The sequence below is a fragment of the Streptomyces purpureus genome (assembly GCF_014648195.1).
Taxonomy (GTDB): domain Bacteria; phylum Actinomycetota; class Actinomycetes; order Streptomycetales; family Streptomycetaceae; genus Streptomyces; species Streptomyces purpureus.
Genome location: NZ_BMQQ01000020.1, coordinates 63,557 through 77,274 on the forward strand (window position 1 = coordinate 63,557; position 13,718 = coordinate 77,274).

Annotated in this window: 13 protein-coding genes; 7 read left to right on the plus strand and 6 right to left on the minus strand. The window is 73.7% G+C overall.

Going from position 1 to position 13,718, the window contains the following annotated elements; all coding sequences use genetic code 11:
* Positions 1-49 precede the first annotated feature (49 nt).
* Complete coding sequence (locus IEZ01_RS23530; RefSeq protein WP_019886100.1) at positions 50-829, plus strand: TSUP family transporter; 780 nt, start codon at positions 50-52, stop codon at positions 827-829.
* A 20-nt stretch (positions 830-849) separates the two neighbouring features.
* Here the strand turns inward: IEZ01_RS23530 and IEZ01_RS23535 are convergent, their stop codons facing one another.
* The 3 genes from IEZ01_RS23535 to IEZ01_RS23545 all read right to left on the minus strand — a co-directional run bounded on the left by IEZ01_RS23535 (position 850) and on the right by IEZ01_RS23545 (position 3,195).
* Positions 850-1,467 carry a class F sortase gene (locus IEZ01_RS23535; RefSeq protein WP_019886099.1) on the minus strand — a complete coding sequence of 206 codons (618 nt, stop codon included), beginning with the start codon at positions 1,465-1,467 and terminating at the stop codon, positions 850-852.
* Positions 1,468-1,590: 123 nt separating this feature from the next.
* Complete coding sequence (locus tag IEZ01_RS23540) at positions 1,591-2,193, minus strand: GVDTG sorting domain-containing protein (protein ID WP_019886098.1); 603 nt, start codon at positions 2,191-2,193, stop codon at positions 1,591-1,593.
* Positions 2,194-2,439: 246 nt separating this feature from the next.
* Positions 2,440-3,195 (minus strand): aminotransferase class IV, encoded by a 756-nt coding sequence (locus IEZ01_RS23545; RefSeq protein WP_189203618.1) that lies wholly within the window; start codon positions 3,193-3,195, stop codon positions 2,440-2,442.
* Between the two features lie 82 nt (positions 3,196-3,277).
* Between IEZ01_RS23545 and IEZ01_RS23550 the strand changes: the two genes are divergently transcribed.
* The 5 genes from IEZ01_RS23550 to IEZ01_RS23570 are packed head-to-tail and all read left to right on the plus strand — an operon-like array spanning position 3,278 to position 8,315.
* Positions 3,278-3,865 carry an NADPH-dependent FMN reductase gene (locus tag IEZ01_RS23550; protein ID WP_189203620.1) on the plus strand — a complete coding sequence of 196 codons (588 nt, stop codon included), beginning with the start codon at positions 3,278-3,280 and terminating at the stop codon, positions 3,863-3,865.
* 12 nt (positions 3,866-3,877) lie between these two features.
* Positions 3,878-5,611, plus strand: a complete 1,734-nt coding sequence (locus IEZ01_RS23555; RefSeq protein ID WP_019886095.1) for an ABC transporter ATP-binding protein — start codon at positions 3,878-3,880, stop codon at positions 5,609-5,611.
* Entirely contained in the window at positions 5,608-7,530 is a 1,923-nt protein-coding gene (locus tag IEZ01_RS23560; protein ID WP_229833182.1) for an ABC transporter ATP-binding protein, read from the plus strand. Before IEZ01_RS23555 ends, IEZ01_RS23560 begins: the two co-directional genes overlap by 4 nt.
* Before the next feature lie 39 nt (positions 7,531-7,569).
* A complete protein-coding gene (cutA, locus tag IEZ01_RS23565) occupies positions 7,570-7,893 on the plus strand; it encodes a divalent-cation tolerance protein CutA (protein ID WP_189203622.1) in 324 nt (107 codons plus the stop codon).
* On the plus strand, positions 7,890-8,315 hold the full coding sequence (locus IEZ01_RS23570) for a gamma-glutamylcyclotransferase family protein (protein WP_019886092.1): 426 nt from the start codon (positions 7,890-7,892) through the stop codon (positions 8,313-8,315). The genes cutA and IEZ01_RS23570 overlap by 4 nt, the downstream gene beginning before the upstream one ends.
* On the opposite strand, the gene IEZ01_RS23575 is transcribed toward IEZ01_RS23570, so the two are convergent.
* From IEZ01_RS23575 to IEZ01_RS23585, 3 genes are all read right to left on the minus strand, one after another.
* Complete coding sequence (locus IEZ01_RS23575; protein ID WP_019886091.1) at positions 8,275-10,407, minus strand: molybdopterin oxidoreductase family protein; 2,133 nt, start codon at positions 10,405-10,407, stop codon at positions 8,275-8,277. The two genes, IEZ01_RS23570 and IEZ01_RS23575, sit on opposite strands and share 41 nt — an antisense overlap.
* A 440-nt stretch (positions 10,408-10,847) precedes the next feature.
* Entirely contained in the window at positions 10,848-11,525 is a 678-nt protein-coding gene (locus tag IEZ01_RS23580; RefSeq protein ID WP_189203624.1) for a SanA/YdcF family protein, read from the minus strand.
* A 134-nt stretch (positions 11,526-11,659) separates the two neighbouring features.
* Positions 11,660-12,391 (minus strand): aquaporin, encoded by a 732-nt coding sequence (locus tag IEZ01_RS23585; RefSeq protein ID WP_229833184.1) that lies wholly within the window; start codon positions 12,389-12,391, stop codon positions 11,660-11,662.
* 391 nt (positions 12,392-12,782) lie between these two features.
* Here IEZ01_RS23585 and IEZ01_RS23590 point away from each other — a divergent pair, with 391 nt between their 5' ends.
* Positions 12,783-13,703 (plus strand): sirohydrochlorin chelatase, encoded by a 921-nt coding sequence (locus tag IEZ01_RS23590; RefSeq protein ID WP_189203626.1) that lies wholly within the window; start codon positions 12,783-12,785, stop codon positions 13,701-13,703.
* Positions 13,704-13,718 lie beyond the last annotated feature (15 nt).

Sequence of the window (13,718 nt, forward strand, 5' to 3'; positions counted from 1 at the left end):
CAGAAGATCGTGGGGCAGTACACCCATCGCCTGTCCTAGGCTCGCGATCATGCCTGACATATCACTCACCACCCTTGTCCTGCTCTGTGTCGCCGCGCTCGTGGCCGGCTGGATCGACGCGGTGGTGGGCGGTGGCGGGCTGCTGCTGATCCCCGCCCTGCTGCTTGGCATGCCGAACGTCCCGGCCGCGCAGATCCTCGGCACCAACAAGGCGGTCGCGATCGTGGGCACGACCGGCGCCGCCGTGACGTACGTACGCAAGGCGCCGGTGAAGGTGAGCACGGCCGTACGGATCGGGCTCGCCGCGCTCGTCGGATCGATGGCCGGCGCGTTCTTCGCCGCCGGGATCAGCAGCGACGTCCTGCGCCCGGTGATCATGGTGGTGCTGCTCGGGGTGGCCGCGTTCGTGCTGCTGCGGCCGTCCTTCGGGACCCGGACCGAGGACAAGGGCCCGGCGACCCGGGCCCGCGTGATCGCCGCGATCGTCCTGGTCGGCGGCGGCATCGGCTTCTACGACGGCCTCTTCGGGCCCGGCACAGGCACCTTCCTGGTCCTCGCGCTCACGGCCGTCCTCCACCTCGACCTGGTGACCGCCTCCGCCACCGCCAAGATCGTCAACGTCTGCACCAATGCCGGGGCGCTGGCGATGTTCGCCTACCAGGGGGCCGTGCTGTGGCAGCTGGCCGTGGTGATGGCGGCGTTCAACCTGCTCGGCGGGACGGTCGGCGCGCGGATGGCACTGCGCAAGGGCAGCGAGTTCGTCCGTGGGGTGCTGCTGTTCGTGGTGTTCTCGCTGGTCGCGAAGCTCGCCTTCGACCAGTGGAGCTGACCCGGCCTGCCCGGGCCTGGTCAGCGGACGCCGATGAGGTGGGCGAAGGCGACCACGTTGCCCTGGTAGCCGGACTTCTTCGTGAACCCGCCGCCACACGTGATCACCCGTAGCTCGGCCCGGTCCGCCTGCCCGTAGACCTTCCGGTCCGGGAAGGCGTCGTTCTCGTACACCTCGACCGCGTCGATCGTGAACACGGCCGTACGCCCGTCCGCGCGGTCGACCTCGACGCGCTGGCCCTTCTTGAGCGTGCCGAGCGCGTAGAAGACGGCCGGTCCCTTGGCGTTGTCGACATGACCGGCGACGATCGCGGTGCCCTTGGCGCCCGGCGGGGTGCCGTCCTTGTACCAGCCGGCCAGATTGCTGTCGCCGGCCGGCGGCACCTGGAGGCTGCGGTCCGGGGCGAGACCGAGCCGCATCACGGGCGTGTCCACACCGATCTTCGGGATGCGCAGCCGGACCGGGGCGGACGGCGGCAGCGGATCGGCGGCCGCGTCGGTGTGCTGCTCGGGGCCCGCGGCGAACGCCTCGGCGGCCGACGGGACGGGCGGAGTGACCGGTTCGGAGCCGTTCTCGACCAGCCAGATACCGAGGCAGGCGGCGGCCGCTATGCCCCAGGCCTTGCTCTTGGTGCTCACTGTCGGAGTCCTTCGGGTCCTTCGGGGCGGTCCACGGGTGGCCGGGGCCGGACGGAGTGACCCCGCCCGCGCCGGCTCGGGGCACGGCGGGGGCGGGGCGGCGGATCGACGGGAGGAGTCCCGCTACCGGCCCTGCGCGCCGCTCGCCCGGCGGCGCAGGAGCCAGGTCCCGCCGACGGCGGCCGCGGCCAGAAGGGCCACACCCGCCGCGATCTGGGTGCTGTCGGGCCCGACGCTGCCGCCGATGCCGGTGCGCACATGTCCGCTGGGGCCCTGGTGGTGGTGGCGGATCTCCAGGTTGCCCTTGGCGGTGCGGCCGTTGTCGCAGGCCACGGCGATGCTGTAGGTGCCCGGCTTGGCGTGGTGCGGGACCGTGAAGTGGCCGACCACGATCTCCTTGTGGGCGCCCTGCGACAGCTGGAAGTCACCCGCGCCCAGGCTCTGGGCGTCGCCGATGCCGTGGCCGCCGGACCCGCAGGCGGTGGTGTTGACGGTGATCCGCTCACCCGGCGCGGCGGTCGTCGGGAAGATCTCCAGCCGCTCCTTCTTGTCGCCCCCCTGGTGGTTGTCGGTGCGCTCGTGGTTCTCGCCCCGGTCTTGGTTCTCGGTGCGCTCGGTGGTGTCGGCCCGCTCGTGGTTGTCGGCGTACGCCGGGGGTGCGGCGAGCGCGCCGAGCGTCAGGACCGTCAACGCGGTACCGGTGAGCAGGCGGGCAGTGGTGCGCATGGGATCCTCCGGAGCGCGCTTTCGGGGCGGTTGTCCTGCTCCCAGAGGTAAGGCTCTGCCGCCCGCCCCCGCCTGCTGATGAGGGGTCAGAATTGGGCCGTTCGGTGCGGCCCGCCACCCCGGACACCGGCTGTCACCACAGGTCAGGGCCTGTTGGGCGGTCCCGCCGGGGGGCCCGCTCCGAACGGGTGACCGGACGAGGCGGACCACCGGAAGCGGGCTGCGACCGCGACGGCCGTGTCGGCCTCACAGGGTCTCCCACTCCACCGACGCGTACGCCTCCCGCACCCGGGCCATCAGCCGCTCGTCCCCGGGCAGCACGGTCTCGTCGATCCGGCTCACCGGCGCGATCCCGCGGGAGTTCGTCACGAACGCGGCCCGGAACGACGGCACGTCCGCCAGGGTCACCGGCCCCCGTACGGACCCCAGGAGCGGTTCGAGCAGGGCCATCGTGACGCCGTGGAGAGCGGGCGCGTCCGGCCAGCGGACCGAAGCGCCGTCCCAGAAGGCGATGTTGGTGACGGCGCCCTCGCTGACCGTCCCGTCCGGGGCCGTCAGCAGCGCCTCGTCGAAGCCCTCGCGCCGGACCGCTTCGCGGTGGTACGTCTGCCCGAAGCCGCCCAGATGCTTCAGATGGGCCGCCGGGCGCTGGTACGGGACGGACTTGAGCGCCTGCGGGGCGTCGTCGAACGCGAACGGCTCCCGTACGGTCACCATCGCCGTCCCCTCGTACATGTACACCCGCACAGCCGCCTCGGCGCGCCCCGCCGCCCGCAGAGCCTGCCGCATCAGAGCCCGCACATGGTCCTTGTCCACGCCGGTGCCGAAGAGTTCCCGGGAGGCGCCGTCGAGCCGGTCCAGATGGAGGCCGAGTCCGCGCACCCCGCCGTGGCGTACCTGCATCGCGGTGAAATGCCCGTAGGCGCTCTGGAGGGTGGCGATCAGCTCGGGGTCCGCGGCGGGTCTGCCGTCGATCTCGATGTACACGGGTGCGTGGCTCATCTCCTCACCGTACGGGGGCCCGTGAGAGTGCCGAAAAGATCCGCTTGACCTCAACCAAAGTTGAGGTACGAGGCTCTTCCCCATGACCACGCAGACACCGCTCAAGCTCGCCGTCATCGTCGCCAGCAACCGCGAGGGCCGCTTCGCCCCCGTCGTCGCCGACTGGTTCCTCGCCCGGGCCGAGGAGCACCCCGGCTTCGACGTCACCGTCGTCGACCTCGCCACGATCGACCTGCCCACCGCCCTGTCCCACACCCCCGGCCCCGACGCCGCCGCCGAACTGGCCAAGGTCACCCCCACGCTCGCCGCCGCCGACGCCTTCGTCGTCCTCACCCCCGAGTACAACCACTCCTTCCCCGCCCCCCTCAAAAACCTCATCGACTGGCACTACGTCGAATGGCAGGCCAAGCCCGTCGGCTTCCTCTCCTACGGCGGAATCTCCGGCGGCCTGCGCGCCGTCGAGCAGCTGCGGCAGGTCTTCGCCGAACTGCACGCCGTCACCGTCCGCGACACCGTCTCCTTCGCCTTCGTCCACGGCCTGTTCGACGCGGACGGTCAGCTCAAGGACCCCTCCGGCCCCGAGGGCGCCGCCAAGACGATGCTCGACCAGCTCGTCTGGTGGGGCGAGGCGCTCCGGTCCGCCAAGTCCGTCCACCCGTACGCGGGTTAAGGACCGCACGCCATGCTGACCAGACTTCTCCTGCGCCATCTGCGGCCCTACCGGGGAACCTTCGCCCTGGTCGTGGGCCTCCAGCTGATCCAGTCCCTGGCCACCCTCCTGCTCCCCACCCTCAACGCCGACCTCATCGACCACGGCGTCCTGCGCGGCGACACCGGCTACGTCCTCACCACCGGCGTCCTGATGATCGCCGTCACCCTCCTCCAGATGGCCGCCGCCGGCGCCGCCGTCCTCTTCAGCGCCAAGATCGCCATGGGAATCGGCCGCGACCTGCGGGCCACCGTCTTCCGCCACGTCCAGGACTTCTCCGTACGGGAGATGGGCCGCTTCGGCGCCGCCTCCCTGATCACCCGCACCACCAACGACGTCCAGCAGGTGCAGACCCTCGCCCTGCTCGCCCTCACCCTCGTCGTCGCCGCGCCGCTGATGGCGATCGGCGGAATCGCGATGGCGCTCGGCCAGGACGTCCCGCTCGCACTGCTCCTGCTGGTCTTCGCCCCGCTGATGGGCCTCGCCGTGGGCCTGATCGTGCGCCGCCTGCCCCCGGTCTTCCGGGGCATGCAGGGCCGTGTCGACCTGATCAACCGCGTCCTGCGGGAACAGATCACCGGCATCCGCGTCATCCGCGCCTTCGTCCGAGACCGGCACGAACAGCGCCGCTTCGCCGACGCCAACGATGAACTCCTCGCCGCCGGACTGCGTGCCGGCCGCCTCCAGGCCCTGATGATGCCCACCGTCTTCATCGTCTGGGAGCTCGCCACCGTCGCCATCATCTGGGTCGGCGGACACCGCATCGACTCCGGCTCCCTCCAGCCCGGCTCGCTCATCGCCTTCCTCGGCTATCTGATGCAGATCTTCATGGCCGTGATGATGACCCTCTTCCTCGCCATGCAACTGCCCCGCGCCGAGGTCAGCGCGGAACGCCTGCAGGAGGTCCTCGCCACCGAACCCGGCCTCACCCCGCCTGCCGCTCCCGTCCGCCACTTGCACGGCTCCGGCCGGCTGGAGCTGCGCGGCATCGACTTCAGCTACCCCGGCGCCGAGGAGCCCGTCCTGCGCGGGATCGACCTCACAGCCCGGGCCGGCCGCACCACCGCCGTCATCGGCTCCACCGGCAGCGGCAAGTCCACCCTGCTCGGCCTCGTGCCCCGCCTGTTCGACGCTACCGCCGGAGAGGTACGGGTCGGCGGCGTGGACGTCCGCGACCTCGACCCGGCGCTGCTGGCCAGAACCGTCGGTTTCGTACCCCAGAAGCCGTACCTCTTCTCCGGCACCGTCGCCTCCAACCTGCGCTACGGCAACCCCGGCGCCACCGACGACGACCTCTGGCACGCCCTGGAGACCGCGCGGGCGGCCGACTTCGTCCGCGGCCTCGACGGCGGCCTGGACGCCACCGTCGCCCAGGGCGGCACCAACTTCTCCGGCGGCCAGCGCCAGCGCCTCGCCATCGCCCGGGTCCTCGCCGCCCGGCCCGACGTCTACCTCTTCGACGACTCCTTCTCCGCCCTCGACAACGCCACCGACGCCGCCCTGCGCCGCGCCCTCGCCGCAGAGACCCGGGACGCCACCGTCGTCATCGTCGCCCAGCGCGTCTCCACCATCCGCGGCGCCGACCGGATCGTCGTCCTCGACCAGGGCCAGGTCGTCGGCACCGGCACCCACGACACGCTCATGCGTGACAACCCCACCTACCGGGAGATCGTCCTCTCCCAGCTCACCGAGGAGGAAGCGGCATGAACGCCACCCCCGAGCGCCACGGGCCCGGCGTCCAGCGCCGAGAAGACGGTACGGGCGCCACGCCCGAGCGCCGGGAGCCGGGCGCCACCCCCGAGCGGCGCGGGCCCGGCGTCCAGCAGCGCGGGCCGGGCGGCATCGGCACCCCGCCGCTGGAGCGCTCCCTCAACTTCCGTACCTCCGGCCTGCGTCTGCTGCGCCTCACCACCCCCGACCGACCCCTGATCCTCGCCGTCCTCGCCGCCGCCGTCGCCGCCGTCGCCTTCTCCGTCACGAGCCCGCTCATCCTCGGCCACGCCACCGACCTCATCGTCCGCGGCGCCGGCACCCCCGGCGGCGTCGACTTCACCGCCGTCGCCCAGATCCTGCTCCTCGTCCTCGGCGTCACCACCGCAGCGGCCGCGTTCACCTGGATCCAGACCCGGCTCACCATGGTCGTCGTCCAGCGCCTGGGGCACCGGCTGCGCGAACGGGCCCAGACCAAGCTCGCCCGGCTGCCGCTGCGCCACGTCGACCGGCAGCCCCGCGGCGAACTCCTCAGCCGCACCACCAACGACATCGACAACATCGTCCAGACCCTCCAGCAGGCCTTCGGACAGATGGTCCGCTCCCTGTTCATGATCGTCGGCGTGCTGGCGATGATGTTCGTGATCTCGCCGCTGCTCGCGCTCGTCGCGCTGGCGACCGTCCCCCTCTCCGTGCTCGTCGCCGCCCGCATCGGGCGGCGCGCCCAGCCGCAGTTCGTCCGGCAGTGGGCGGTCACGGGCAAACTCAACGGCCACGTCGAGGAGATGTTCACCGGCCACGCCGAGGTGCGGGCCTTCGGCCGCCGCGCCGAGGCCGTGGAGACCTTCGACCGGCTCAGCGAGGAGCTGTACACCGCCGGCCTGCGCGCCCAGGTCATGTCCGGCTTCATCCAGCCCGCCCTGAGCTTCGTCGGCAACCTCAACTACGTCCTCATCGCCGTCGTCGGCGGCCTGCGCGTGGCCACCGGCACCCTCTCCGTCGGCGACGTCCAGGCCTTCGTGCAGTACTCGTACGAGTTCAACGGCCCCATCACACAGGTCGCCGCGATGGCCAACCTCCTCCAGTCCGGCGTCGCCTCCGCCGAGCGCGTCTTCGACCTCCTCGACACCGAGGAGGAGACCCCCGACCCCGCCGAACCGCACCGCCCCGGCCAGGTCACCGGCCGCGTCTCCTTCGAGAAGGTGTCGTTCCGCTACGAGCCGGACAAGCCGCTGATCGACAATCTGTCGCTGGCGGTGGAGCCGGGCCAGACGGTCGCGATCGTCGGCCCCACGGGCGCGGGCAAGACGACGCTGGTCAATCTGCTGATGCGGTTCTACGAAGTCACCGGCGGCCGGATCACCCTCGACGGCGTCGACGTCTCGCGGATGTCGCGCGAGGAACTGCGGGCCGGAATCGGCATGGTCCTTCAGGACACCTGGCTCTTCGGCGGCACCATCGCCGACAACATCGCCTACGGCACCTCAAGGAAGGCCACCCGCGAGGAGATCGAGCGGGCGGCCATGGCCACCCACGCCGACCGGTTCATCCGCACCCTGCCCGACGGCTACGACACCGTCGTCGACGAGGAGGGCGGCGGCCTCAGCGCGGGCGAGAAGCAGCTGATCACGATCGCCCGGGCGTTCCTGACCGAGCCCTCCATCCTCGTCCTCGACGAGGCGACCAGCTCCGTCGACACCCGCACCGAAGTCCTCATCCAGCGGGCCATGTCCTCCCTCCGACAGGGCCGCACCTCCTTCGTGATCGCCCACCGGCTCTCCACGATCCGGGACGCGGATGTGATCCTGGTGATGGAGAACGGCGCCATCGCCGAACAGGGCAGCCATGAGGAACTCCTCACGGCGGGCGGCGCGTACGCCAGGCTGTACGCCTCCCAGTTCGCGGCGGTCGCGTGACCGGCGATCCGAACCCCGAAGACCTCTGAAGGAGTGACCGTGACCCTCGCCCTGACCGTCCTCACCACCACCGACAGCGCCGCCAGGGCCGAGGAGCTGGCCCGGGGCGCGGTCGAGGCGCGGCTCGCGGCCTGTGCCCAGATCTCGGGCCCCGTCACCTCCGTCTACCACTGGCAGAAGGCGATCGAGACCGCGGAGGAGTGGCAGGTCACCTTCAAGACGACGGAGGCCTGTTACGCCGCCCTGGAGGCCCACCTCCTCGCGGCCCACACCTACGACACCCCCGAGATCGTCGCCACGCCCGTGGTGCGCGCCAGCGCGGCCTATGTGGCCTGGATCCAGGCGGAGACGTCGGCGCGGTGAGCCTGCCGTTCTTCGTCTACGGCACGCTGCGGCCCGGCGAACACAACCACGACCGCTTCCTGCGCGGCCGCACCGCCGCCGAGGAACCGGCCCGGCTGCCCGGGGCCGTCCTCCACGACGGCCCCGGCTTCCCGTACGCCGTACCCGGCGAGGGGGAGGTGCGCGGCGCGCTGGTGACGGCCGCGCCCGGCGGGTACGGGCAGCTGCTGTCCGTACTGGACGACCTGGAGGAGTACGCCGGCCCCGGCCATCCGCTCAACCTGTACGACCGCGAGGCCCGGGACGTCGTACGGGACCGGGACGGCGCGACCGTCCGCGCCTGGGTCTACTTCGCGGCGCCCGGGACGGCCCTCGGCCCCCGGATCGCCGACGGCGACTGGCTCACCCGGACCCGCTCCGGGCCCCGGTCCCCGCGTCCGTAGCCCCGGTCCCGGACCCGGCCTCCAGGCGTACCGCGCACACCTTGAACTCCGGCATCTTCGACGTCGGATCGAGCGCCGGGTTGGTGAGCGTGTTCGCGCGGCCCTCGCCCGGCCAGTGGAACGGCATGAAGACCGTGTCGGCCCGGATGGCGGTGGTGACCCGGGCCGGCGCCACGGCCCGGCCGCGTCGCGACACCACGGTCACGTCCTGCCCTTCGGTGACGCCGAGGCGCGCCGCGAGCCGCGGGTGCAGCTCCACGAACGGTCCCGGCGCGGCGGCGTTGAGCTCCTCGACACGCCGGGTCTGGGCGCCGGACTGGTACTGCGCGACGACCCGGCCGGTGGTGAGCACGATCGGATACGTCTCGTCGGTCTCCTCGGCGGAGTCGCGGTGCACCACCGGCACGAACCGGGCCCGCCCGTCGGGCGTCGCGAACCGGTCCAGGAAGAGCCGGGGCGTGCCGGGGTGGTCCGGCTCGGGGCAGGGCCAGAACACCCCGTCCTCCTCGGCGATCCTGCGGTAGCTGATGCCGGAGTAGTCGGCGGGCCCGCCCGCGGAGGCGCGGCGCAGCTCGTCGAAGACCTCCTCCGGGTCGGTGGGGAACCCCTTCTCCCAGCCCAGGAGTGCGGCGAGGGCGTGGAGCACCTCCAGGTCGGTGCGGACCCCGTCGGGCGGGGTGATCGCCCGCCGCCGCAGCAGCACCCGCCCCTCCAGGTTGGTCGTCGTCCCCGTCTCCTCCGCCCACTGCGTCACGGGCAGTACGACGTCGGCGAGCGCGGCGGTCTCGGAGAGGACGACGTCGGCGACGGCGAGGAAGTCCAGGGAGCGCAGCCGCTCCTCCACGTGCGCGGCGCGCGGCGCGGAGACGACCGGGTTGGAACCCATCAGCAGCAGCGCCTTGATGTCGCCGCCGAGCGCGTCGAGGAGTTCGTACGCACTGCGCCCAGGGCCGGGCAGCGACTCGGGCGGCACGCCCCAGACCTGGGCGACGTGGGCGCGGGCGGCGGGGTCGTCGAGCTTGCGGTAGCCGGGCAGCTGGTCGGCCTTCTGGCCGTGCTCGCGGCCGCCCTGGCCGTTGCCCTGCCCGGTCAGACAGCCGTAGCCGGACAGCGGCCGGCCGGCCCGGCCGGTGGCGAGGCAGAGATTGATCCAGGCGCCGACGGTGTCGGTGCCCTTGGACTGCTGCTCGGGCCCGCGGGCGGTCAGCACCATGCCGGAGGGCGCGTCGCAGAACATCCGTACGGCGTCCCTGAGCTGGGGCACGGCGACGCCGGTGATCCGCTCGACGTGCTCGGGCCAGTGCGCCATCGCCCCGGCGCGGGCGGCCTCCCAGCCCTCCGTGCGCTCTTCCACGAACGCCTCGTCGACCCGGCCCTCGGCGACCACGAGGTGCAGCAGGCCGAGCGCGAGGGCCAGGTCGGTGCCGGGCCGTGGCGCGAGATGGAGGTCGGCCTGCTCGGCGGTGCGGGTGCGGCGCGGGTCGACGACGATCAGCTTGCCGCCGTTCTCCTTGAGTTCGGTGAGGTAGCGCAGCGCGGGCGGCATGGTCTCGGCGAGGTTGGAACCGACGAGGATCACACAGCCGGTGCGGGGGATGTCCTCCAGCGGGAAGGGCAGACCCCGGTCGAGCCCGAAGGCGCGGTGGTGGGCCGCGGCCGCGGACGACATGCAGAAGCGGCCGTTGTAGTCGATCTGCGAGGTCCCGAGGACGAGCCGGGCGAACTTCCCGAGCGTGTACGCCTTCTCGTTGGTGAGCCCGCCGCCGCCGAAGACCCCGACGGCGTCGGCGCCGTACGCCCCCCGGGCCCGGCCCAGCCCCTCGGCGACCGCGGCGAGCGCCTCGCTCCACGTGGCCGGCTCCAGCTCGCCGCTGCGCGCACTGCGTACGAGCGGCCCGCCCAGCCGCACCCGCGCGTCGAGCACGGCCGCCGCGGTCCGCCCCTTCCCGCACAGAGCCCCGCGGTTGACGGGAAAGTCCGCCCGCTCCTCGACGCCGACCCCGGCGCCGGGCAGGGACCGGAGGTTCATCCCGCACTGCAGGGCGCAGTACGGACAGTGGGTGGGGGTGCTGACCTGCGGCGCGTCGTACATGCCCCGAGCCTGCGCCCGCAGTGTTACGACGGGCGTCGCGGGGCGTTACGGCCGGGGTACGGGGCCTTCTGCGGTGGGGGAGGGGAGTGGTGAGGGGGCGGTCGTGCCCGCCGGGCGGGGGCGGCGGGCGGGGGTGGCGCGGGGTGGCCGCGCCAGGCCCGCGCGGCGGGCGCGGGTCTCCGTGCTGCCCAGCGGGGCCGGGGGCGCGGGCCCCGCGGCTACCCGCCGGGCCGGGGAGTGGGGCGCGCGAGGCGGCGCGGGGCCCCGGGCTGTCCGCCGAGGCCGTGGTGGGAGCGCCAGGCAGGCGCGGGCGGCGCGGGTTTCCGGCGCGCCTACGGCGAGGGGCCCGCGGACGGTCAGGTCCGAGGGCCCCTTGCCTAGCCCGCCGAGGCCAGGGCGGTGGGAGCGCCAGGCAGGCGCGGCCGGCGCGACCCTCCGGGCTAGCCCGCCGAGGCCAGGGCCTCCGGCACGCCCCGTTCCCGCTCGCCCAGGAACCTCGGATCCGGGCGCAGGGTCGCGTCCAGGGCCGCCTTGCCCGCCGCCAGCATCTCCCGGGTGCCGCCGTAGTACCAGGTCACGTCGTGCGGTTCCGCGACGCCGACACCGTACGACTCCACGCCCGCCGCCCCGCACAGCGCCAGCGCCCGGCGGATGTGGAAGCCCTGGGTGACCAGGACCGCGCGGTCCACGCCGAAGATCTTCTTCGCGCGGACGCAGGAGTCCCACGTGTCGAAGCCCGCGTAGTCGCTGACGATCCGTCCGTCCGGCACACCCCTCTTCGTGAGGTACGTCCGCATGGCGTCCGGCTCGTCGTACTCGGCCCGGCTGTTGTCGCCGGTGACGAGGACGACCTTCACCTTCCCCGCCCGGTACAGCTCGGCCGCCGCGTCCAGGCGGTGGGCGAGGTACGGCGTGGGCCGGCCCTTCCACAGGCCCGCGCCGAAGACGACGGCGACGTCCTGGGTGGGCACGTCGGCGACGGTCCGTACCCGGCCGTCGGCGACCGTGTGCATCCAGGTCGGCGGGGCCAGCGCCAGGACGCAGCCGGCCATCAGGGCCTGGACGGCACGCCGCCGCCCCCGCGTGGTCAGGGGCAGCCGCAGCCGGAGTCGCCGCATCGAAGAACCTCCAGGTGAAGGGGACCGTCGACTCCTCCGACGCGCCCGGCGCCCGTGCGGTTGCCGCCCCCGCCGAATCGTTCCGCCAGCCGCGCCTGACCCACCCGCCCCGCCCGGGTCCGTACCGGCCCCGCTCAGCCGGCCTCCCGTACCCGCCGCCCGTACAGCACCGCCGCCAGCGCCGTCCCCAGCGCCCCGCCGACCAGTTGTGCCGCGATGAAGCCGGGCAGCGAGGCGGGGGCGATGCCGGTGAACGAGTCGCTGAAGGCGCGGCCCACGGTCGCGGCCGGGTTGGCGAAGGAACCGGAGGAGGTGAACCAGATCGCCGCCGCGATGTACGCGGCGACGGCGAGGGGCATCAGCCGGTCCCGGCCGAGCCGCTGGAGGCCCAGGATGAGCAGGACGAGACCGGCGGTGGCGACGATCTCGCCGAGCCACAGGTGCCCGGCCGACCGGACCTGGGTGGACCAGGCGCCCGGCATCCGCCCGAACATCGCCTCGGCGAGCAGCGCGCCCGCCACCGCCCCGGCGACCTGCGCGGCGATGTAGAGGGCGGCGGCCCGACCGTCGGGGCCTTCCGCGCCGCCCCGCCGCCGGGCCCACCAGGCGGAGAGGGTGACGACGGGGTTGAGATGGCCGCCGGAGACGGGGCCGAACAGCGCGATGAGCAGGCCGAGTCCGATGGCGGAGGCGAGCGAGTTCGCGAGCAGCTGTACGCCGATGTCCTGGCTGAGGCCGGCGGCCTGGATGCCGGAGCCGATGACGACGGCGACCAGCGAGGCGGTGCCGACGAGCTCGGCGACGGCCTGGCGCGGCAGGGCGCGCGGGGTGGTCATGGTGGTGGTGTCTCCCCTCACTTCATTCATGCAGCGGAAAATATATTCCGTGTTGTGGAATGGGGAGAGCGCGCGGGGGGCGTGCGGGGGCGAGGTGGCATGATCCGCGCATGATCGAAAAGGCGAGGGCCGCCGCCCGCAACAACGCACGGCCTGCCCTCGCCCCCGCCGCCCCGGACGGGTGAGCCCGGGGCTTGCGGGGCGGCTCCCCGCCGCGGTCCACCGGGCGCGCCGCCTCCGGCCTCGCCGCGCCCTGCGCCTTACTCCCCCTCGCCCCCGCCGCCCCGGCCGGGTGAGCCCGGGGCGGCTCACCGCCGCGCGCCCCTCGGGGGCGCCCCCCACCCCCCACCTGTGAGCCCCCCGAAAACACCCGTCACCACCCGGCAACGCCCCGGCAACACGCGCCCGTCAGGATCGGTTCATGACGGAGCCGGTGCCCCTTCCCACACCCCTTCCCGAATTCAGCACGGCCGAGCTGCTCTCCCGCTTCACCGTGCAGCTCGGCAGCCAGTTGAGCCACGTCCAGCGGAACGGAGCCCGCAGACCCATGAGCAGCCCCACCCCCGGCTCCGACCGCCCCGGCTCCGACCGCACCGCCAGCGGCCCCCCGCCCCTCATAGCCGTCGCCCACGGCTCCCGCCATCCCGGGGCCGTCACCGCGGTCCAGGCCCTGCTCGACCGGGTCCGGGAGCTGCGGCCCGGGCTCGACGTCAGGCTCGGGCACATCGAGCTCAACGCGCCGCTGCTCGACCACACCCTCGCCGGGGTCGACGGCGACGCCGTTCTCGTGCCGCTCCTGCTCAGCCGTGGCTACCACGTCACCCACGACCTGCCCGCCGCCGCGCTCGCCGCCCCCCACGCGCGCGTGCGCATCGCCCGGCCCCTCGGGCCGCACCCTCTGCTCGTCGAGGCCCTCCGGGACCGGCTCGTCGAAGCCGGCTGGCGGGCCGAGGACGGCGACAGCGGGGCCGCCGGGGTCGTCCTCGCCGCCGCCGGGTCCCGCGACCCCGCCTCCGCCGCCGACACCCGCCGCACCGCCGCCCTCCTCGGCGAACGGCTCGGCGGCGTCCCCGTCGTCCCCGCGTACGCCTCCGCCGCCGCCCCCAGCGTCCCCGCGGCCGTCCGCGCCCTCGCCGCCCGCGGCCGCCACCACATCGCCGTCGCCTCCTACTTCACCGCCCCGGGCCTCTTCGCCACCCGCAGCGCCGCCGCCGCGCCCGGCCCCGCCGCCGCGCCGCTCGGCGACCACCCGGCCGTCGCCCGGCTCGTCCTGCACCGCTACGACCAGGCCCTCGCGCCCGCCCCGCACCGCACGTACACGAGGGAACTCGCCACCGCCTAGCACCCACTGTCGGTG